Origin of the sequence: Neobacillus rhizosphaerae (assembly GCF_937468385.1) — a bacterium.
Lineage (GTDB): Bacteria > Bacillota > Bacilli > Bacillales > Cytobacillaceae > Neobacillus > Neobacillus rhizosphaerae.
This window is the reverse complement of record NZ_CALBWS010000040.1, coordinates 16,444-37,602: the sequence shown is the minus strand read 5'-3', so window position 1 is coordinate 37,602 and position 21,159 is coordinate 16,444. Positions and strand designations below refer to the sequence as shown.

Genomic DNA, 21,159 nt, shown 5'->3' with positions numbered 1-21,159 from the left:
AACAAATAGGAATCTTTAAAAGGATTTATACCTGTTCACTTCCACTAGCAACTTGCTTCATAGCGATTTCAATCTCTGCTAGGGCTCCCTGTTCCTCTGCCATTTCTTCTGCTTCTCCATTTTTATCAATATGAATTGACTCATATTGATAATCACTCATCATCATATCAAAATGAGCTTTATGATCCTGAATATAAAATATCTTCTTAAAAACTTCGAAGTACCTATCCGCTACTTCTTCGTTACCTTCTACATACAAGTCCTCACTTATATAATGTGAACCATCATTTATCCACGAAATCAAGGAGCGGCATATCACTTTTTCTTCATATTCAAATTTATCTTCTAATTCATCGATATTTATATTTCCGAAGAACTTAAAATAATTTTCTAGAATTCTCCGCATAACATTTTGAATTGAGACTATACTTTGGTACTCTCTTATTTTTAATTCCTTCCAAAGCAATTCATAGGAGGTCTTAATTGGGTTTTCTTGATACCTTTGAATGTAGGATTTATTATTTCTCTTTCTAACAATCCAGAAGCTTCCTTCCCCGTAACTTTTCTTTCCTTGATTGAAAGTAATTTCTTTATGGAAATAAATATTATGCGTAAAAATAAATAATTGCTTAATGTCTGTGGAGTCATTTTTTATATCGAACATTATTTGTCTAACCAAGCTGCTCACCATAAAGAGAACGTTACTATCTAGACTGGAAATAGGATCATCAATAACGACTACTTTATCAGTAACTATATCTTCTTTATTATTACTACCTTTCAAAAGTTGGTAAAAATATAGGAATGTAATAAAAGTCTTTTCCCCTTCACTTAATGTATCTTTAACATCTTGACCATCTTCCCTTACAATTTTATAATTTCCTTTTTCAGAAGTTGTTGCCAATTTAAAGTTTTTAAAGCCAAAAGATTTAAGGATATTATTTATCTCATTGACTGAGTGCTCAACACTAGTGACTTGTTCTTGATATTTTAGTAGATCGTCCTCAAATTGTCTCTTATAACCATTTTTTGTTTCCCGGCTACGATCCAAACCAGTCATAGCCTTTTCAATCCTGGACTTTTTTCGGTTAAAATTATCAATGTTTGATTTGTTTTTTTCCGCAATATAACGCCACATATCATTAATTAGATTTTCTTTTTCTACTTTTACATTCTCAATCAATCGATTATTTTCATTAATTTTATTATTTGCATATGTAATCTCTGTATTTACCTCTTTTAAGAAACTTGATAGTTTGACAAGTTCTACCGATCTACTTGGTTCCTTCTTCTTTTGTTGGATTAAGAGCTGGTTCTCTTCATACTTAGATTGAATTAAACTAAGTAATTGTTGAAGTTTGTCTTTATTAATAAACGAATTTTGCTGTACTGCTACTTCACTTATCTCTGCTAATATGGATTCAATTCTCTGTTGATATTTCTCAGAAACAGTTGTTAAAGCTTCTATTTGATTTATGTAAGTTTGATCAAAATAACAATTTAATTTATCTTCAAATACACTAGGTAGCGTCTGCTGACAAAAAGGGCATATTCCTTCTGTCTCTTTTAAAATCATACTTCCTTGTTGTACCCAGTCACTGATGTTTAATTTAGATATTAAGTCAGCAATATCAACATCTTCCTTACCTATAATCTTTTGTTTTAAAATGGGGTTATTCTCTAATATCTCATCATAAGAAATACTTTTAATTAATTGAACTTTTTCAGCCGGCCTATCAAAAATAGACTCCTTTTTTAGTTTAATCTCTTCGATTGTTTTTAACTCTTTATGCATATTACTAGATTCCACTAAGCACTTTTGCATAAATTTATCTTTAGAATTTCTAAATCCCTCAATTAAATCTTTAAAATCAGTATCTATTTCTCTTTTGATTTCCCAACATTTTTCTCTGAACTCATCTATCACATTTTCTTTTTCCCTTTTCTTTTCATCATATATATCGCTTATTCTTTTGATTTCATCCTGGTGACTACGTACCTTTTCCTTTAAATCGTCTATTGTTGCTTTTAAATCAACCGAATCCTTACCTAACGTAAATATACCTTTAATTGGATTATCTAAGCGAAAATTCTCATTTACAAAGTTACGGTTATAAACATAGGTAACCATACTTTCATCTTTCCACTCTAATGAGCAGTTTTGAAAATTTTCTGGGTTACGAATAAACTCAGTAATTGTTGTTTTACCGGTTCCATTGTTACCGTATATAAAATTTATCTTTTTTAAATCATCTAGTGTAGCACCATCTTCATCGTAAGTGGCAACGCTTTTTAAACTAATTCTACTGATCATTTTTTCACTCCCTAATCCCACTAGAAAATAAGTCCTCATATACCAATTAAACCTTACCATAAAATACCATACAAGAACTGTGGTTTTATTAAAATTTAAAGAATATAATCCGTTCGATTAAATTTTGAGCTAGTAAATTAGGAATAAATTAAACAAATATTTAAACACTTAGAAATATATTAAGTTTTGTTGTTTCCTAATTTGATGAAAAAAATATTTATTTTTTCTAGAAACCTTGGTTTTTGAAAAAATTAAAGAATATAATCCGTGTGAAAAATTTAAAGCAAGAAATTTGGAAGTAATTCAACCAATAATTAAACACTTAAAAAAGATAGAGTATTGAGCTTTAGTTACATCCATTTTTCAGACATATTTATTACAGGAACAAGGAGAGATACTTTATGAAAGTTATCCGCTGCTACGCATCACAAGAAAATGCACTGAATGTAAAAACTATTATCCAAGAGTTATTAGTTTCTGAATTAGAAAGAATTATAGATCAATCAGCAAAAGATAATAATCTATTAGATAAAAATAGACAGTTACGAAGTGATTGTGCTTGAGCCATACAGAACAAGATTTTTCATTAACAAGATTAGCCCACAACAACTTTGCAGAAAAATTAGTAAGGCTACAGGAGGATGGTTACATATCTCCATTCCTACTACAGCAATTTCTAACCTATAAATATTGGAGGATTAACAATGAAAGAAAAGAACATTAAGTCTTTTCCAGGCCAGGAGAAAGGAATTATCCAAATACTTATTAAACAAAAAGATGTAGAAGAGTCTGTTCAGCTAAGATTTGATTTGGAATTTGACGATCCGTGCCCTATCAATAGTTAGTTAAGTTTCCTTAACAGTATAAAACACACCTATTTCCGTCAAAGATGAAAAACGGAGGTGTGTTGTTAATGCGGAAAAAAATTAATATAAAAACGGAATCTGAGATGAACCCTGTAGCTGATATTTGGTTTCAACAATTAATCCAGCGAATAATTGTTGAGCAATTAGATGTACCTCATCGGCTTCAGGCGAAGTTACTTTATCAAGACATCGTAAAGGAAAGAAGCAACAATGGTTCAAACAATTAAAAATAAAAACAAATTTAAGGTCTTTTTTCGAAGAGTGAGCACCATCAACCAGGATTTAGCTATGCAGGAATCTGCTGATGCTATGTACCGAGAGAATTACATCCCCGATGAGATATTAATTATGAATGAGGATGGAGTTTCTGCTAACAAACTCGATATTGAGAAACGGCCGCAAATGAAGAAACTCATTCAAATGATAATTAATTATCAAGTTGATATTATCTATGCCTTTGATCGTTCAAGATTGTTCCGGGACTTTTATGAGTCAAATTATTTCGTTTCTCTGTGTAAAAAACATAAAGTGAAGATTTTCTTTACATCGTCGGGGAACGGTCAGCAGGCAACAGATAGCACACTTCTTGAAGGAGTAATGAACATTGTAAGTGATGTTGAGGGAAAAAACATTGCTAGGCGAACTGAAGAAGCGAGAAAAAGATATCCACCCCGCAAACTTGGATATATAAAGCAAAAAGAAACCTAACAGTATAGTAAGGATCCTGCAAAAAAGGATGATTTACTCTTATATTTTTCGGCAATCAAGGAAGTTACAACACACAAAGATTTGGAACAAACTTTAAAAGAATTTAAAAAAATTCTCAAAACCACTCTAAATCAGTTATTAAAAATTGTGAAGGATCCTTTTTATGCCGGTTATGATCTGACCACAGGAAAGAACAAACTTTCACACGTTGATCCTTACCTTAGCTATGACGAATTCCAAAAGTTGCAAGCTAACAATGCCGTAATTTTATCCTATCAAGAGATAGAACAGTCACTAAAAAATCAAGATATCTATGATGTGTACTGCGGTATTTGTAGAAAGCCAATGAAATTTCACTTTAATGTCCTTGATCAAAAAGCCTGGTACTCCTGTTCACGTAAACATCCAAAAGCTTTAATAGCATCAGAAGATTTTTTTCTTATTGTTAATAAGTCTTTGGAGAAAATCATTGAGCACCTAGATACAGAACAACTACTTAAAGATTCAAGGCATTTTTTCCATTTAATTCGCAAAAGCATTGAGTTAGAACTGAAAGCATTGGAGATAAAAAAACATCACTTGATGGAAAAAATCATTTTAGAGACTGATGATTTTAGCAATTGGAGAGAGAACACTCACTACGTTGATTTAAATAAATTAGAGAATGAACAAAAGGAGTTCCTTAACCAAATAGAAGAAAAAAAAGACCTTTTATTAGAAAACGAGAGCTTGGTGGGACTAATAAAAGATTATTTACATAAATGCAGACAAGCAAATCCTTTTTTCCTTACATCGGTGCTTATCCGGAGCTTATTTGTTTATCCAAACGAGGTAAACATTGAGGTTAGCAAATTTGACTATCTACAAGATTTTCAGTCCCAATATATTTTTAACGGAGATGATTTACTTTGAAATTAGCATTTGCTTATATTCGTCGTTCTTCGTATAAACAACAAAAAAATAACAGTGTTGAAATCCAGAAACAGCATATTCAAGAATTCGCTAAACGGAATAACCTTTTTGTCCCTGTTGAACTAATTTTCATCGAAGATGTTACTAGTGCTTATTCCAAACGTGCAGCCCAACGAAAACAATTAATGAAAATGGCCGAAAAAATGGTTGAAATGAATATACCAACCGTTATTTTCCACGATATTTCTCGGATGGATCGTACCGGTTATTCATTCACGATTGATTTTTACCGACCTATGCTAGAAAAACTGCCGGAACTTGAGGTTTACACCACGGATTCAAATAAACCACTTGATCCGGAAGATACTAGTATCAAAATGAATTTCTTGTTATTTCAGCACGAATCAGAAGTAAAATCTGAGCGTGCAGTAGGAAATTTAACAACCTTTTTAGAAAATAATGAAACATTTAGACCTGGATCAAAAACTCCTTATGGATATAATCAGATAAAAAAACAAAAACACCAACAACAATTGGAACCGAATGAAAATGCGGACATTGTATCCTTCATTTTTTTTCTCTCTACCTGGGGGAAATCTTTACAAAAAATAGCCACAATCTTAAATGAAGCAGAGATTCCTTCACCTAAAGGCGGAATATGGCGGTCTAGTACAGTAGAAAACATACTTAAAAACCCAGTTTATACAGGCAAGTTAATCTGGGATGTACATAAGAGAAAAGATGATGGGCAAAAGCAATTCATTTTTGAAGAATCACATCAACCTATCATTAACAGATTCCATCTTCAATTAATCAAACAAAACAATCATCTACAAAAAACTTTTGGCCGTATAGATACACCTTTTTTATTTTTAAACAAAGTGAAATGCAGACATTGCGATCAGCCCTTAAGCACACAGAATGGCTCTACTAAAAGAAATGGAGTCAAATACGACTATCATTACTATGTATGTAAAAGTTGCGGATATAAAGTTGGCATTAAAGAAGTTCATAACAGGTTTATCCCAATAATACTAAATCGTGTAAAGGAGTCAATTTCAACAATCCAAATAAAACCTAAGACATTGGCTTTTATTAACGAAATGAGTATAGAAGTTGAACAAAATGTTGATGCAAAGCAAAAACTCTTACAAAAGCTAGAAGAAAAATTAAAGATCTCAAGAGATCTTAAAGATCGAGAACTTGAGCTAAAAATTTCGGAATTTATTCAACAACACAAAAATTCTTTAAAAGAATACACGATTTGCCAAGAAAATTTAAAGACAACTTATCAACTTGTAGAAAAGGATCAGTTCTTTTCCAGATTTAATGAGATACTGGATCATCAATTAGGACCAGATGAGAAAAGACTCATCATCCTGTATTTTGTAGACTACCTTATTCTCTCTACTGACAAGGAACCACAATTACATTTTAAATCAAATATCTTCTCCAATCTAATTGATTAACCTATCGGATGAATTGTCGAAATGTAATATTTGATTATTGGACATAGAACCGAACATTTAGCTGTTCGGAATTATCGCAAACTGAGACTATAACCAGAACCCCTATAACTAGGGGTTTCATTTGAGGCTAATTCGGTACTTTGTCCAGATTGGTATACCATTTTGGACGAAGTATCGAAAAAGTTATTATAAGTATGGACAAAGTACCGAAAATTATACATAGATTAAAACATTAAGGAGACCTATCAATGAATTTAATTACAACTCAGTTAAGACCTATGAATGTGGTCAATACTATACCTACAAACCCACCAACATCTCAATACTTTACTACTTATGGTGGTGATCGTGTTTTGAGATGTGCAATATATGCTCGTGTCTCCACAGAGATGGATTCACAAAAAACTTCTATCGATAATCAGATAGATCTATTTCGAAATTACGCTGCCCAGAATGATTGGGAGATCGTAGAGATTTATACTGACAAGCAGTCAGGAACAAAAGGAAACAGACCTGGTTTAAAGGCATTAATTGAAGACGGAAAAGCTGGTAAGTTTGATGTGATACTAGCTAAAGAACTATCAAGACTAGCTCGTAATGGAAGATTATCGTACGAACTTCGAGATATCTGTCTGCAAAACAGTATTCATATTGTATGCCTTGATAATTCGATTAATACGATTACCGGAGATGTACAAAACTTTGGTCTTTTTGCTTGGCTGTACGAAAATGAGTCAGCAACTAGCAGCCGGAGAAATAAGGCCGCCAAACGTACAAAAGCTAAAAGAGGATTATTTGTAGGTTCTAATCCACCTTATGGATATTATTCAGACAACGGTAAACTTAAAATTCGTGAAGACAACACTCCGGAAATCGTAAGACGAATTTTTAGAGAGTACTTGGATGGAAAAGGAATGGACTCAATAGCAAAAAATTTCATAGCAGAAAAGATTCCAACCCCTTCACAAATTGCTAATAAGTCTAACGCATCACCTTTATGGCACGCTACCACGATTAAAAATATCTTAAATAATCAACATTACTGTGGTGATCTTGTTCAAAACAGAACCGAAACAATTTCAGTAACAACAACAAAACGAAGAACTCATGATGTAGGCAAAGCTACGATCCAAGAAAACACTCACGAGCCTATTATCTCAAAGGAGACTTTTCAGTCCGTAAAAAAAATGCTTCAAACCCGAACACGTACAACTACTGCTCCAAAAAGTCATTTATTTACGAATGTATTGTTCTGTGAAAATTGCCAAAAAGGAATGTGGTACAAGGCTAATCAAAAAGGGTATAGATGCGGAGGAAATATTAAGTACGGTGATACTTTCTGTTTGAATAGAGTTGTTATCCGGGAGAAAGAACTAAAACATATTATCTTAGAGGATCTACAGGAGTTATTCCAATCAATTCAAGATGACGAATTTATACAGAGCTTGCAAAAAAGATTGGATCAAAAGAAGGTTTCAATAACAAACGAAATAACAAAAATCGAAAATACGGGGAAAAGAATTCGTTCCAGAAAGAAAGATTATCTTGATATGTATGCTGATAAGATTATATCTCGAGAAGAATTGGTAGAATATCGAAAGCAGATAGACCAGGAAGTAGCTGAACTCGAGACCGCAAAAATTGAATATCAAGCAAAGCTTGAAGAGTGCGAAAGTGAGAACTATGCAATTAATTTAGGTAAGAAGCTTAGAGAAGTTTCAATACTAAAAGATTTAACTCCTCAAGTCTTGCACTCATTGGTGAATAAAGTAACCTGTAGCATTGATGGTAATCTACGCATACATTACAACTTTTTAAATCCTTTCGATGAACAAGAATAGGCAACAACCCCAAGGGTTAGTTGCCTTCTTTTAAAATGAGTTGCGAGATACACTCGACGTGCGTCGTATGTGGAAACATATCCACTGGCTGCACTTCCACCGTTTTATACCCGCCATCTTCTAGAATCCGTAAATCCCGAGCCAGTGTAGCTGGATTGCAGGAAACATAAACAACTTTTTTCGGTTTCATTTCAATAATCGTTTGCAGCAAAGCCTCGTCGCAGCCTTTGCGTGGTGGATCGACGACAAGTACATCCGCAGCATTGCCCTCTTTATACCACTTCGGAATCACAACCTCTGCTTCCCCGGCTGCAAATTCTGCATTTGATATGCCATTCAATTCCGCATTTCGTTGCGCATCTTCTATTGCCTCTGGTACCACTTCCACTCCAAAAACATTACGAGCTTTTTGCGCTAAAAATAAAGAGATCGTCCCGATGCCGCAATAGGCATCAATCACGTTTTCTTCGCCGCTTAGGTCCGCATATTCCAGCGCCTTATCATATAAAACCTTTGTCTGAACAGGGTTCACTTGATAAAACGACAGCGCAGATATGGCGAATTTCACATCGCCTATGTAATCATAGATGACTTCATTTCCCCAAAGGACGGTCGTTTTTTCCCCCATAATGACGTTTGTCCGCTTCGAATTCACATTATGAACAATCGACTTCACCTTTGGCAGCCGAGCAACAATTTCCTCAACCAGCTTATTTTTCTGAGGAAGATCTGCAGTTCTCGTTATGATCACAATCATTAGCTCGCCTGTTTGCTGACCATACCGTGTCATGATATGGCGGAGCACACCTTTATGGGATTCTTCATGATAGGCAGGGATGCCAAGCTTGCTGCAAATTTCCTTTACAGCTTGAACTGCTTCATTAATTTCCGGCAGCTGAATCAAGCTTTCATCCGTATCGACAATTTCATGGCTCCGTGGTTTAAAAAATCCGGCAATCAATTTGCCGTCTTTTTCACCGACAGGTACTTGGGCCTTGTTCCGATAGTGCCATGGGCTGTCCATCCCTAAAATCGGATGAACGACTACATCCTCTAGTTTGCCGATCCGAGTAAGCACTTGGCGAACTTGATTTTCCTTGTATTGCAGCTGACCCTCATAGCTGATATGTTCTAGCTGGCAGCCGCCGTATTTGTTCTTTTCGCTACTTGCAATATCTACTCGGTATGGGCTTTTTTCAAAAAGTTCAATCAAGCGTCCAATCCCGTAGCCTTTGCCCGTCTTTATCACCTTAACTTTGGCTTTTTCACCTGGCAGGCCGTTTGGTACAAACAGCGGATAACCATCCACTTTCGCTACTCCGGCCCCGTCATGGGTTAAATCTTCAAAAACTACATCTATATAATCATTTTTGTTTACTGGTAATGGTCTGCTCATCCGTTTCTTCCTTTACTCGATTTGACTAGCTAAGATTGTAACACAAAGAAAGGCTAATTGCGAAACCTGCCGCAAGACCATAGCCCTTTTTCAACAAAAATCAAGAAATTTGTCAGAACATTTTTGTTTTCAAATATAATAAAAGTGTATATGATTAAAACAATCTCATTGGAAGGAGTGGATACTGATAAAAAAAATAGAGACCCTTTCCATTCCCTTGCTCCTTGCCTTCCTTGCTTTCAACTTTTTACACTTTTCAAACATACTTCCGCACTCGCATTCTGAAACCAAGGTAATCATCAACTTAGATGATGCTAAGGCAAAGTCACAATCGGACGATGAGAAAAAACAACTATTCGACCTGACAATACCCATTCTGCTTTCTTTGATCCTTTTAACAGTAATAATCCCACTCATTTTTTGGTCTTTTAAGTTTAACAGAAAGCATACTTTTCTAATCCCCATATTCAATCAATCAAACTACTTAATCCTCCCTCCCGAATTATAAGAGTAAACATCAAAAATAAGGGAGGAAGTAACTATGTGGATCCGCTTTTTGATAATTGGGTTCTTTTCGATATCAGCGGCAGGAATGCTTACCTACCAAGGCATTGAAATTTTCTATGCCTTTATGGATTACTTTAAACAAAAATAGAAGAGAGGCAGACTCAGGAGGAAAAATGCTGAACCCCCTTGGGCCTGCCTTTCTTTTTATCGAAAAAAAGACGCCCGATATCTTAGGACGTCCCATTACATCTTATTCCTTCATCGCCGCAACTTGCTCTTTCACTTCTTCAATGTTTTTCATCTTGTTATCCCAGCACTTTTGACTTAAGTCGAGTGGATAATCCTCTGGATTCATTATCCGCTTATACTCGTCCCATAATGCATCAAGATTTTGCTTCAGATACTCGCGGGATTCCTCTAGACAAGGCATTTCATAAACGAGATCACCGTTCACAAAAATATCTTGATGGAGCTCTTTTGCCGTAAAGTTCGTAACCACCTTATTAATATACGTATGGGTTGGATGGAACATGCGAAGCCGTTTTTCCGGCAGCTTTTCATCTTCCATTGCAATATAATCCCCTTCGGCATGGTGATTCGTATTATTGATAATCCGGTAAACCTTTTTCATCCCCGGAGTCGTTACTTTATCTGGATTTGAGGAGATCTTAATCGTATCCTCCATTTTGCCGTTCTCATCTTCAATCGAAACAATTTTATATACAGCACCAAGTGCCGCTTGATCGTAGGCGGTAATCAGCTTCGTGCCAATCCCCCAGCTATCGATTTTAGCCCCCTGCGCTTTTAAGTTGATAATTGTATGCTCATCTAAATCGCTTGACGCATAAATTTTCGCATCCGTAAATCCGGCTTTATCCAGCATTTTCCGTGCTTCCTTTGAAAGATAAGCGAGGTCACCGCTGTCTAAGCGAATCCCGATAAAATTAATCTTGTCCCCTAATTCTTTGGCCACTTTTATAGCATTTGGCACACCGAGACGAAGGGTATCATACGTATCTACTAAAAAGACACAGTCTTTATGTGATTCTGCATATTTATGAAAAGCAGTATATTCATTTTTATAGGCTTGAACCATTGAATGGGCATGGGTTCCAGCAACAGGAATACCGAACAGTTTACCTGCCCGTACATTGCTTGTGGCTTCAAAGCCAGCAAGATAAGCCGCTCTCGTTCCCCAAATCGCTGCATCCATTTCCTGTGCACGTCTTGTCCCAAATTCCATCGCCATTTCACTGCCGACAACTTGCTTGATTCTTGAGGCTTTCGTGGCAATTAATGTTTGGTAATTCACAATGTTAAGCAAAGCTGTTTCAATTAATTGGGCTTCTCCTAGTGGTGCATCCACCCGTAGAATGGGCTCATTACCAAAAACGAGCTCGCCCTCTTTCATTGAGCGAATGGTACCAGTGAAACGCATATTTTTTAGATATTCAAGAAAATCGTCTTTGTAGCCTATTTCATTTTTCAAATACTCGAGGTCTTCCTCACTAAAGCGGAAGCCTTGGATAAACTGAATGACCTTTTCTAGGCCAGCGAAAACAGCATAGCCATTTCCAAAAGGAAGCTTGCGGAAAAATAGCTCGAAGACCGCACGTTTATTATGTATCCCATCTCTCCAATACGTCTCTGCCATATTTATCTGGTATAGATCCGTATGTAGAGTAAAACTATCATCATGATAAATGTGTTTCATAATCGACCCTCCGGAGTACTATTACAGCTTTTCACCATTATAACCGATAATACCATTAAAAACACTATTTAACCGTGGCCCCGAGGGATTGTTCAAAATGTCCAAGCGCCCATTCATGCCCTGCTGGATTAAACGAAGCGACGGCATCCTTATATATAACAATTTTAAAACCTTTATTATAGGCATCTACGGCTGTGTGAAGAACGCATATATCGGTACAGACGCCAACCAGGTGTACCTCAGTAATTCCCCGTTCCCGCAATTTGATTTCGAGGTCCGTTCCTGCAAACGCAGAGTACCTCGTTTTATCCATATAAGCTACATTTTCACGCTGCTGATTCTCTTCATACACATTTTGAAGTGCACCAAACAGGTCTCTTCCGGATGTTCCACGTAGATTATGCGGCGGGAACAGCTTGGTTTCCGGATGATATTCATCTCCTTTATCATGAACATCGATGGCAAAAACAACATAATCGCCAGTCTCAATAAACGCTTTCGTCAGTTCAGCGATTTTCCCCTCAATCGCTTGTCCCGGTTCCCCGCAGGTTAACGCCACTGCATCCGCTACAAAATCATACGTATAATCGATATTGATTAACGCCTTCATTTCCCATCACCCCTTCAATTGTCTTGACTAATGTCTTTAATTTATTATACACATTTTACCAAGCAGTAAAAAGAAAAAGTTCCCAATATAGAACATCAAGAAGCATAGCGATCCGATGTTGACTTATCGAAGGGGAGAAGTGCGAAGTTCACTGGACGCTCCTCGAAAAAGCTTTTACCTTCCTGAATAATCCCTGGCCAAAGGATTGGAAAACTGACTACCAGCTGGTACCTCGGCCTCCATCATTAAAATGCGCTCTTCCGTTCGGGCTATACCTCTTGCGATGGTGTCTGTTTGAAAGGATATTGTTGATTTTTGAATTTGTTTTATAGACTGAGCAACATTAGCACGTGAAGATAAAAGGATTTTCTTATGCTGCATTTCGTTAAACTTTTCTTGCAACTGATTCAATTTTTCAATCAGGATTTGGGTTTGTTGCTTTATGGCCTCATACTGTTCCTGGTAGAGATTTAACTGATTTTCATGAGTTAGTTTTTCTTGCACGGCTAATTTCGCTATCGAATCCTCACCATGTTCAATGGCCAGTTTAGCCTGTCGAGTTCTCTTTGCAATCAATTCTCTTGTTTCCAGAATAAGCGCTGATTGTTTTTTCTCAACGAAAATTTGTCGGGCTAATGCTTTCTGACCTTTTTCAATTTCTTGCTCCATTTCTCTCGAATATTCATTCAACATGGCGATTGGATCTTCAATTCCATCCAGCAGCCCATTAATTTCAGCCTTCGTAATCGTCTTCATCCGCTTAAAAATACCCATTTTAATCATTCTCCTTTTTAGTCGTGACATTTTTTTCCCACTGATCTAAAATACTTGCATTTTGGTTGATTACCGATGTATGTGAATCCACTACAGGTGTATTGATAAACTGCTGCATCGCGGATTTCTTCGTTTTCCTTCTAAGCCATCTCACTAACAGAACCAGTACAGCTAGTCCGATAATGAGGAATAGCAGAAATCCGAACCATTGAAATTCTCCTCCATGATGAGGGCCATTCATAAAACGATGAGGCTCAAAACCGCCTTGGTGTTGCCATCCTTCTTTATGAAACCCCTGAGGTCTGCCGTCTTGACGGCGTTCACCTCCTAAAAGGTGATAGAAAAAATTAATCCCCATCATGATTGATACGATAATCGCACCCCAAATGATACCTAGCTTTACTCTAGTTTTCATCTTTCTCTTACCTCCTTTCATTACTTGATAAACTGAAGTTTAATAGAGAACGGTGAAAACTTGGTGAAAGGAAATAAAGATGATGAAATTAAATTTATGTTTTTTTATCGAAGAGAAAGTAGAAGGAACGAAGCTAGATGGTTTTATTACAACTGATGAACGATCTTTTTATATGAAACATTTTCTTTTTGAAAAAAATCAAGGCGAACAATAACATGCATTGTTCGCCTAACATCCTCAACTCCTTATTGAAATCTCCAGAAACCATTTAGCATCTCAAAAAAATGTCTTTGCTTCGTTCCTTTTAGGTTTACTAAAAAAGGTGTTTCCCCTTTTTCTTTTAAAACCTTCTCAGCGATACCTTCACTTAGTGGCTCACAGAACATCAGCTTCGTTCCATCCAAATCTAGTTTTCGACATCGTGCATGGATGGTTAGGTCTGTAAATTCCTCACTATGTGTAAGGTTAAACAATTTCCCCCATTTTGTTATGGTTTGGTCTAGGTTATTTACAATAAATCCCACACTTTCAAAAGTTGGATTTCCCACCCTATGTGACTCTATTAACCCTTGTTCCTCTAATTCTAAAAACCTCTCCTCATCCTCCTTTTCCCATTGGATAAAAAATGGAAGAGTTAGCTCGTTGGCGCCGTTTTCAGGGAAGAGGAGCGACCATCTGATTACTTGCCCATCCGCCCGAACTCGTTCACCTGGGAGTGGACCATAAACAGTAAATCCTTCTTCTTTTAGCTTTACGGCTAATTTTTCAATACTATCGGTGCGAATGGCTATTCTAGCAGGGCCTTCCCTCTTTTCTTTTGCCAGCTGCTCCACAATTTGAGTAATCAATCGATTTTCTTCTTGTTTCTCAGCAATCGATAAATTTTCAATACCTAAAAACTCAATATAACTTAATCCAAAATAGGTAAGTGAATTATAAGTTCCCCAAAATTCATGGCGCCCGCCATTGACAGCATGGATTCCTTTTTTTTGTAAAAGAGTAATTGCCTCCTCTGGCTTCTTAAAAAAACAGACAAGGTGATCAAAGGAAAATTGCATGTTGGTTCTCCTTTCTTGATAATATTTTCAAAAATTCGGATTAAATCGAGATATTCCTTCAATTTTACCATAGTTAAATTTGGGAGAAGAGCGAAGTCCACTAGCCGCTGGGCGCTCCTCGAAAAAGTTATCGCTTTTTCTTCGTACGATGATAATGCTGCTGAAGCCTTCCTTGTGGAGCTGGCCAATTCTCAAAGTTCAATGAAATAAATTTTGATACTAAAAAAAAAAGCCCGCTCCTAAAGGAACGAACCTTTCATAAACTGAATCTTTTCCCTCGATTCCCAATCCGTCATTCAGATGGTGCCTGACACCCTATCCGAAGAAGTTCTTTAACGACTGAATCGTTGTTTGTCGATTTAAATCGGCAATTGAGGTTGTGAGTGGAATCCCTTTCGGACAGACTTCCACACAATTTTGCGAGTTGCCGCAGGAGGTAAGTCCTCCTTCGCCCATAATGGCCAAAAGCCTTTCTTCCTTATGCATTGCACCAGTAGGGTGGGCATTGAACAAGCGTACCTGTGATAATGGTGCCGGACCGATGAAATTGGACTTTTCATTGACGTTCGGACAGGCCTCTAAACAGCAGCCGCAAGTCATACATTTCGATAATTCATAGGCCCATTGCCTTGTTTTTTCCGGCATTCTTGGTCCTGGACCTAAATCATGTGTCCCGTCAATCGGAATCCACGCTTTTACCTTTTTCAAGGCATTAAACATCCATGAGCGGTCAATCATTAAATCGCGCATGACAGGGAATGTCGCTAGCGGCGCAATATGAATTGGCTGGTCGAGCTGATCAATTAAGGAAGAACACGCTTGGCGCGGTTTTCCATTAATGACCATCGAGCAGGCTCCGCAAACTTCCTCTAAGCAAACAGATTCCCAAATGACTGGAGTTGTTTTTTCCCCTTTGGCGTTCACTGGATTTTTTTGAATTTCCATTAATGACGAGATGATGTTCATATTTGAACGATAAGGAACCATGAATTCTTCTGTGTACGGGGCAGATTGTGCATCCTTTTGTCTAGTTATGATTAAATGAATGGTCTTTTCGGTTCCCATCATCAGTTGGCTCCTTTCTTCGCTTTTGTATAATCTCGTTTCCGTGGTTTAATCAACGATATGTCTACTTCCTGATAAGACAATTCTGGCAGATTTGTTGCTGGATTGTATTCCGCGATTGTCGTTTTTAGCCAGTCCTCATCATTGCGGTCTGGGAATTCCGGCTTATAATGGGCCCCGCGGCTTTCGTTCCGATTATAGGCTCCAAGGGTAATCACATGTGCAAGATTAATCATGCCTTCTAATTGCCGGACAAACGAAGCACTGGAATTGCTCCATTTTGCCGTATCTTCAATGTTGATATTTTTAAAGCGTTCCGAGAATTCCTGCAGCTTTTCATACGTCATTTTTAATTTCTTATTTTCCCGAACAACGGTTACGTTTGCCGTCATGAGCTCGCCTAGTTCTTTATGAAGTAAATAGGCGTTTTCTGTTCCATCCATCGCTAAAATAGATTCATATTTTTTGTTATCTTCCACTACCTGTGCATCAAAAATAGAACTGGAAACCTGGTCGGTCGGCTTTTTAAGTCCTTGAATATATTCAAGCGCTTTTGGACCGGCTGCCATTCCGCCGTATACCGCTGATAACAATGAGTTTGCACCGAGACGGTTGGCACCGTGCTGCGAATAATCACATTCACCGGCAGCGAACAAGCCCGGGATACTGGTTTTTTGATCAAAATCGACCCATAGACCACCCATTGAATAGTGGACACCAGGGAATATTTTCATTGGTACCTTACGCGGATCATCTCCCATGAATTTTTCATAGATTTCCATAATCCCGCCAAGTTTAATATCCAACTGCTTTGCATCAATATGAGAAAGATCCAAATAAACCTTATTTTCCCCATTGATCCCAAGCTTTTGATTGATACACACATCGAAAATCTCACGGGTGGCAATATCACGCGGCACAAGATTTCCATAGGCCGGATATTTTTCTTCTAAAAAGTACCATGGCTTTCCGTCTTTATACGTCCAAACCCTACCGCCTTCACCACGTGCTGACTCACTCATGAGGCGGTTCTTATCATCTCCCGGAATAGCCGTTGGATGAATTTGAATAAATTCTCCGTTCGCATATAAAGCACCTTGCTGATATAGCCTTGCCGCTGCATAGCCCGTATTAATCGTTGAATTGGTTGACTTTCCAAAAATAATTCCAAGCCCGCCGGTTGCCATGATCACGGCATCTGCAGGAAACGACTTCATTTCCATTGTTCGTAAATTCTGTGCGGTAATTCCGCGGCAGGTACCTTCTTCATCGATGACTGCAGAGACAAACTCCCAGCTCTCGTACTTTGTTACTAAGCCCTTTACCTCGAAGCTACGCACTTGTTCATCTAGTGCATAGAGGAGCTGCTGCCCTGTCGTAGCCCCGGCAAATGCGGTTCTGTGATACTGTGTTCCGCCAAAGCGTCTGAAATCCAGCAGACCTTCAGGGGTTCGGTTAAACATAACCCCCATCCGGTCAAACATATGGATAATTTTCGGAGCAGCTTCACACATTGCTTTTACCTGCGGCTGGTTAGCCAAGAAGTCGCCTCCATACACCGAATCATCAAAGTGCTCCCATGGAGAGTCGTTCTCCCCTTTTGTATTAACTGCTCCATTGATGCCGCCCTGGGCACAAACAGAGTGAGATCGCTTAACAGGAACAACCGAGAATAAATCGACCTTCGTCCCTGCTTCTGCAATTTTTATAGCGGCCATTAATCCGGCTAAACCTCCGCCTACAATGACAATATTTCCTTTGCTCATTTGTCTGTCCTCCCTATCTAGCTATTAAGCAAATGCTAGGATTGCGCGGATCCCGATAAAGGATAATGCGATAAATAATCCGATTGCAATGTATTGTGTAACTTTTTGTGATTTAGGTGACACGGTAATTCCCCATGTGATTAAGAAAGTCCAAATTCCGTTTACAAAGTGATAAATACAAGAAACAATCCCAATGATATAAAGAGCTAGCGAAATTCCGTTATCAACGATGTCCGCCATTAAATTATAGTTGGCTTCGATTCCGTTAAATTCTACCTGTATCTTCGTTTCCCAGATATGCCAGATAATAAAAGCAAAGGCAATTAGGCCAGTGATTCGTTGTAAAAAAAACTTCCAATTTCGGAAAAAACCGTACCGGGTGACATTGTTTTTTGCCTGACGGGCAATAAAGATTCCGTACACCCCATGAAATAATAACGGGATGAAGATAATAAATAATTCTAGAAAATATTTAAACGGCAGATTCACCATAAAGTCTGCTGCTTTGTTATAAGAATCAATCCCATATGTCGCGGAATAGTTGACGCATAAGTGAACAGTCATAAATACGCCGACAGGAATAATTCCCAACAATGAATGCAGCTTACGGTAAAAATGCTGATTTTTTCCACTCTCCATTTTGCAAAACCTCCCAATGTTGCTTAAATAATGCTTAAGCGCCAAGCCCTGAAGCTAGGCGCCTAGCAATTTTCACTATGCTAAAACTAATTCTTTTTCTTCTTTTTCACGGCGTTTTTTCTCAAGTAATTCTTTTCCTGCGATTCCTGGATTGGTCATTTCAAATGGATGTAAAATAGTATCAAGTTCACTTGCTGTTAACACGCCTCGTTCAAGGACGATTTCTCTAACCGGTCTGTTTGAGACAATTGCTTCCCTTGCAATCGATGCAGCCGTTTCATAGCCAACATGCGGGTTAATAGCGGTGATAATACCAACACTATTATTCACGTAAGCTTCCATTCTCTCTTTATTAGCGGTAATACCACTTAAACAGTGCTCACGGAAGACGGTAAACACATTGGTCATGATCTTAATTGATTGTAAAAGGTTGAAAACGATGACCGGTTCCATTACGTTAAGCTCGAATTGTCCTGCCTCAGAAGCCATACTGATTGTTAAATCATTTCCTACCACCTGGAAGGCGCTTTGGTTCAAGACCTCCGCCATTACTGGATTTACTTTTCCTGGCATGATGGATGACCCTGGCTGACGGGCAGGAAGGTTGATTTCACCTAATCCACAGCGTGGACCGGATGTCATCATCCGTAAATCATTAGCAACCTTCGACATATTCAACATACAAACCTTAAGGGCAGCCGAGGCTTCCATATAAGCATCCGTATTTTGCGTTCCATCTACTAGATCCTCTGAGCCTTTGATTGGCATACCTGTTATTTCCGCCAAAAATTTAACGGTTTTTTCAATATATTCAGGCTCTGCATTTAATCCCGTTCCAACAGCTGTTGCGCCCATATTCACTTCATATAAATTCTCACGCGTCGCTTTAATTCGTTTAATGTCTCTTCTCAATACTCTTGCATAGGCTTCGAATTCTTGGCTAAGAAGAATAGGTACAGCATCCTGTAAGTGGGTGCGGCCCATTTTGATGATTCCATCAAATTCATTCGCCTTTTTCATGAATTCAAGATGAAGCTCTTCCATCGCTTTGATTAATGTTTCTAACGTCATCAGTGTTGACAAATGGATCGCAGTTGGAAAGGCGTCGTTCGTGGATTGAGCCATGTTAACATGGGAATTCGGACTGATGACCTTGTAATTTCCTTTTTGTTCACCTAGCATTTCTAGAGCCCGGTTGGCCAGAACTTCATTTGTATTCATGTTGATGGACGTTCCAGCTCCCCCTTGAATTGGATCAACGATAAATTGATCATGCAGGTTTCCTTCGATTACTTCATCCGCTGCCGCCATGATAGCCTTCGAAATTTTTGTATCCAATTGACCAATTTCAGCATTGGCAAAAGCAGATGCTTTTTTCACCATCGCCATTGCTTTTATGAGCGCTTGGTCAATTCGATATCCTGTAATTGGAAAATTCTCGACTGCTCTTATTGTTTGAACACCATAATAGGCTTCAGCTGGAACCTGTTTTTCTCCAAGGAAATCTTTTTCAATACGGAAATTCTCTGAATTACTCATACTTGTCATCTCCAATTTTTTTTAAAAACATTTATTGATTGGCGGTATCCGAAGCAGTCAGGCGACTGCCTCAAAACCGCTGCTATTTATATAAAAGCTTACTTTATAAAATAATCATACTTAATAAAATACCAATCCCAACGGAGCCAACAGTGGCAATTAACCCCGGAACCATAAAGCTGTGATTCAAAATGTATTTTCCAATTTTTGTTGTTCCTGTCCGGTCAAAGTTAATTGCAGCGACCACGGTTGGATAGTTCGGAATAAAGAAGTATCCGTTAACAGCCGGGAACATTGCTATTAATAAGGCTGGATTAATTCCAAGTGTGATTCCAAGCGGCATTAAGGTACGAACAGTTGCGGCCTGGCTATAAAGCAAGATTGAAAGGGCAAATAAGGCAATCGCGAATAACCAAGGTGCTGCCGTTACTAAATCGGAAATCGATCCGGAAATTAATGCTAGGTTGCCTTGAAAGAATGTGTCTCCCATCCAAGCAATCCCAAAGATGGCGACTACAGCTGTGGCACCGGCTTTAAAGACGCTACCGGAAACAATTTCTTCCACCTTTGGTTTACAAAAGATAATGATCAAAGCAGCAATCGTCAACATTACAATTTCAATGGCAGCCGGCATTGTCATCCGTGTGAAAGTCCCGTCGACCGTCCAGCCGGGGCGTAACGTTTCAACTGAACCCAACACGACCACTAGCACTGCTGCTAATAGGAAAAATATGACGGAAAGCTTTGCCCCTATTGTCGCTTTAAATTCCTTTTTATCCTTTTTAATTGGTGCTAATCCTGCTTCTAAACGTTTGAGGTACTCTGGGTCATTATTTAACTCTTTTCCCATTTTGCTAGAAACAAATGCAGCAATCATACATGCGATTAGTGTAGACGGAATACAAATCATTAAAATATCGAGTAAGTTAATCTTGAAATCTGTTAACATGGCAAGCAGGGCAACGGTTGCCGCCGAAATTGGACTTGCTGTAATGGCTTGCTGTGAGGCAATAACCGCAATAGACATTGGTCTTTCAGGTCTAATACCTGATTCACGGGATACCTCTGCAATGACCGGTAAAACGGCATAAGCTACGTGACCGGTGCCGGCACAAAAAGTAAAAACATAGGTAACTAGCGGTGCAATGAATGTGATCCACTTCGGATTTTTCCGCAGAGCTTTTTCAGCTAGAAAAACAAGATAATCCATTCCGCCTGCGGCCTGTAAGGCTCCAGCTGCTGATATCACAGCTAAAATCATCAGCATCACATCGATTGGCGCTGATGTCGGCTGTAGGCCAAAAACGAATACGAGAATGGCCAGTCCGACGCCGCCCATGACACCAAGGCCAACCCCGCCTAAACGCGCTCCGATAAAAATACAACCAAGAACGATTAAAAATTGAACCCAAAACATGTCGTTTACCTCCATACGGTAATGTTTTTTATAAAACGACCCCTTCAGCTTCCGTAATTCTTGACCATATCACCGGCTTTCAAGTAGTATATTTGTGAAAACATTCACAATTGATTTCGCCTTTTAAGGCTGCACTTCCAATGTGAATT

At 38.1% G+C, this 21,159-nt stretch carries 20 protein-coding genes; 8 read left to right on the top strand and 12 right to left on the bottom strand.

Annotation, left to right across the window (positions count from 1 at the left end; translation table 11 throughout):
• Nucleotides 1–25: 25 nt before the first annotated feature.
• A complete protein-coding gene (locus M5A78_RS22010; RefSeq protein ID WP_248737427.1) occupies nt 26–2,314 on the bottom strand; it encodes an AAA family ATPase in 2,289 nt (762 codons plus the stop codon).
• A gap of 401 nt (nt 2,315–2,715) precedes the next feature.
• On the opposite strand from M5A78_RS22010, the gene M5A78_RS22005 reads away from it, so the two are divergent.
• The 7 genes from M5A78_RS22005 to M5A78_RS21975 all read left to right on the top strand — a co-directional run bounded on the left by M5A78_RS22005 (nt 2,716) and on the right by M5A78_RS21975 (nt 8,110).
• A complete protein-coding gene (locus M5A78_RS22005; RefSeq protein ID WP_248737426.1) occupies nt 2,716–2,877 on the top strand; it encodes a hypothetical protein in 162 nt (53 codons plus the stop codon).
• Nucleotides 2,878–3,018: 141 nt separating this feature from the next.
• Nucleotides 3,019–3,159 (top strand): hypothetical protein, encoded by a 141-nt coding sequence (locus M5A78_RS22000; protein ID WP_248737425.1) that lies wholly within the window; start codon nt 3,019–3,021, stop codon nt 3,157–3,159.
• A 68-nt stretch (nt 3,160–3,227) separates the two neighbouring features.
• On the top strand, nt 3,228–3,407 hold the full coding sequence (locus tag M5A78_RS21995) for a hypothetical protein (RefSeq protein WP_248737424.1): 180 nt from the start codon (nt 3,228–3,230) through the stop codon (nt 3,405–3,407).
• Nucleotides 3,391–3,888 carry a recombinase family protein gene (locus tag M5A78_RS21990; protein WP_248737423.1) on the top strand — a complete coding sequence of 166 codons (498 nt, stop codon included), beginning with the start codon at nt 3,391–3,393 and terminating at the stop codon, nt 3,886–3,888. The genes M5A78_RS21995 and M5A78_RS21990 overlap by 17 nt, the downstream gene beginning before the upstream one ends.
• An 81-nt stretch (nt 3,889–3,969) precedes the next feature.
• On the top strand, nt 3,970–4,800 hold the full coding sequence (locus M5A78_RS21985) for a hypothetical protein (RefSeq protein WP_248737422.1): 831 nt from the start codon (nt 3,970–3,972) through the stop codon (nt 4,798–4,800).
• Complete coding sequence (locus tag M5A78_RS21980) at nt 4,797–6,269, top strand: recombinase family protein (protein ID WP_248737421.1); 1,473 nt, start codon at nt 4,797–4,799, stop codon at nt 6,267–6,269. Before M5A78_RS21985 ends, M5A78_RS21980 begins: the two co-directional genes overlap by 4 nt.
• A gap of 248 nt (nt 6,270–6,517) precedes the next feature.
• Nucleotides 6,518–8,110 (top strand): recombinase family protein, encoded by a 1,593-nt coding sequence (locus M5A78_RS21975; protein ID WP_248737420.1) that lies wholly within the window; start codon nt 6,518–6,520, stop codon nt 8,108–8,110.
• Between the two features lie 16 nt (nt 8,111–8,126).
• Here M5A78_RS21975 and rlmD read toward each other — a convergent pair whose 3' ends face one another.
• The 5 genes from rlmD to M5A78_RS21950 all read right to left on the bottom strand — a co-directional run bounded on the left by rlmD (nt 8,127) and on the right by M5A78_RS21950 (nt 13,526).
• Nucleotides 8,127–9,506, bottom strand: a complete 1,380-nt coding sequence (gene rlmD, locus M5A78_RS21970; protein WP_248737419.1) for a 23S rRNA (uracil(1939)-C(5))-methyltransferase RlmD — start codon at nt 9,504–9,506, stop codon at nt 8,127–8,129.
• Between the two features lie 757 nt (nt 9,507–10,263).
• Entirely contained in the window at nt 10,264–11,727 is a 1,464-nt protein-coding gene (locus M5A78_RS21965; protein WP_248737418.1) for a nicotinate phosphoribosyltransferase, read from the bottom strand.
• Between the two features lie 64 nt (nt 11,728–11,791).
• A complete protein-coding gene (locus M5A78_RS21960) occupies nt 11,792–12,337 on the bottom strand; it encodes a cysteine hydrolase family protein (protein WP_248737417.1) in 546 nt (181 codons plus the stop codon).
• 174 nt (nt 12,338–12,511) lie between these two features.
• Nucleotides 12,512–13,111, bottom strand: a complete 600-nt coding sequence (locus tag M5A78_RS21955) for a PspA/IM30 family protein (protein WP_248737416.1) — start codon at nt 13,109–13,111, stop codon at nt 12,512–12,514.
• 1 nt (nt 13,112) lies between these two features.
• Nucleotides 13,113–13,526, bottom strand: a complete 414-nt coding sequence (locus M5A78_RS21950; protein ID WP_248737415.1) for a hypothetical protein — start codon at nt 13,524–13,526, stop codon at nt 13,113–13,115.
• Nucleotides 13,527–13,605: 79 nt separating this feature from the next.
• Between M5A78_RS21950 and M5A78_RS24755 the strand changes: the two genes are divergently transcribed.
• A complete protein-coding gene (locus M5A78_RS24755) occupies nt 13,606–13,740 on the top strand; it encodes a hypothetical protein (RefSeq protein WP_264760478.1) in 135 nt (44 codons plus the stop codon).
• A gap of 31 nt (nt 13,741–13,771) precedes the next feature.
• Here the strand turns inward: M5A78_RS24755 and M5A78_RS21945 are convergent, their stop codons facing one another.
• The 6 genes from M5A78_RS21945 to M5A78_RS21920 form a co-directional block, all read right to left on the bottom strand.
• The gene (locus tag M5A78_RS21945; protein WP_248737414.1) at nt 13,772–14,584 is read right to left on the bottom strand and encodes a VOC family protein; all 813 of its coding nucleotides are present in this window, start codon (nt 14,582–14,584) and stop codon (nt 13,772–13,774) included.
• A 315-nt stretch (nt 14,585–14,899) separates the two neighbouring features.
• Nucleotides 14,900–15,649, bottom strand: coding sequence for a succinate dehydrogenase iron-sulfur subunit (sdhB, locus tag M5A78_RS21940; protein ID WP_248737433.1), 750 nt, complete (start codon nt 15,647–15,649; stop codon nt 14,900–14,902).
• 2 nt (nt 15,650–15,651) lie between these two features.
• Complete coding sequence (sdhA, locus tag M5A78_RS21935) at nt 15,652–17,415, bottom strand: succinate dehydrogenase flavoprotein subunit (protein ID WP_248737413.1); 1,764 nt, start codon at nt 17,413–17,415, stop codon at nt 15,652–15,654.
• A 24-nt stretch (nt 17,416–17,439) separates the two neighbouring features.
• On the bottom strand, nt 17,440–18,054 hold the full coding sequence (locus tag M5A78_RS21930) for a succinate dehydrogenase cytochrome b558 subunit (protein ID WP_248737412.1): 615 nt from the start codon (nt 18,052–18,054) through the stop codon (nt 17,440–17,442).
• A 75-nt stretch (nt 18,055–18,129) separates the two neighbouring features.
• Nucleotides 18,130–19,593 carry an aspartate ammonia-lyase gene (gene aspA / locus M5A78_RS21925; RefSeq protein ID WP_248737411.1) on the bottom strand — a complete coding sequence of 488 codons (1,464 nt, stop codon included), beginning with the start codon at nt 19,591–19,593 and terminating at the stop codon, nt 18,130–18,132.
• 103 nt (nt 19,594–19,696) lie between these two features.
• Nucleotides 19,697–21,010: an anaerobic C4-dicarboxylate transporter family protein gene (locus M5A78_RS21920; protein ID WP_248737410.1), complete on the bottom strand. Its 1,314-nt coding sequence runs from the start codon at nt 21,008–21,010 to the stop codon at nt 19,697–19,699.
• Nucleotides 21,011–21,159 lie beyond the last annotated feature (149 nt).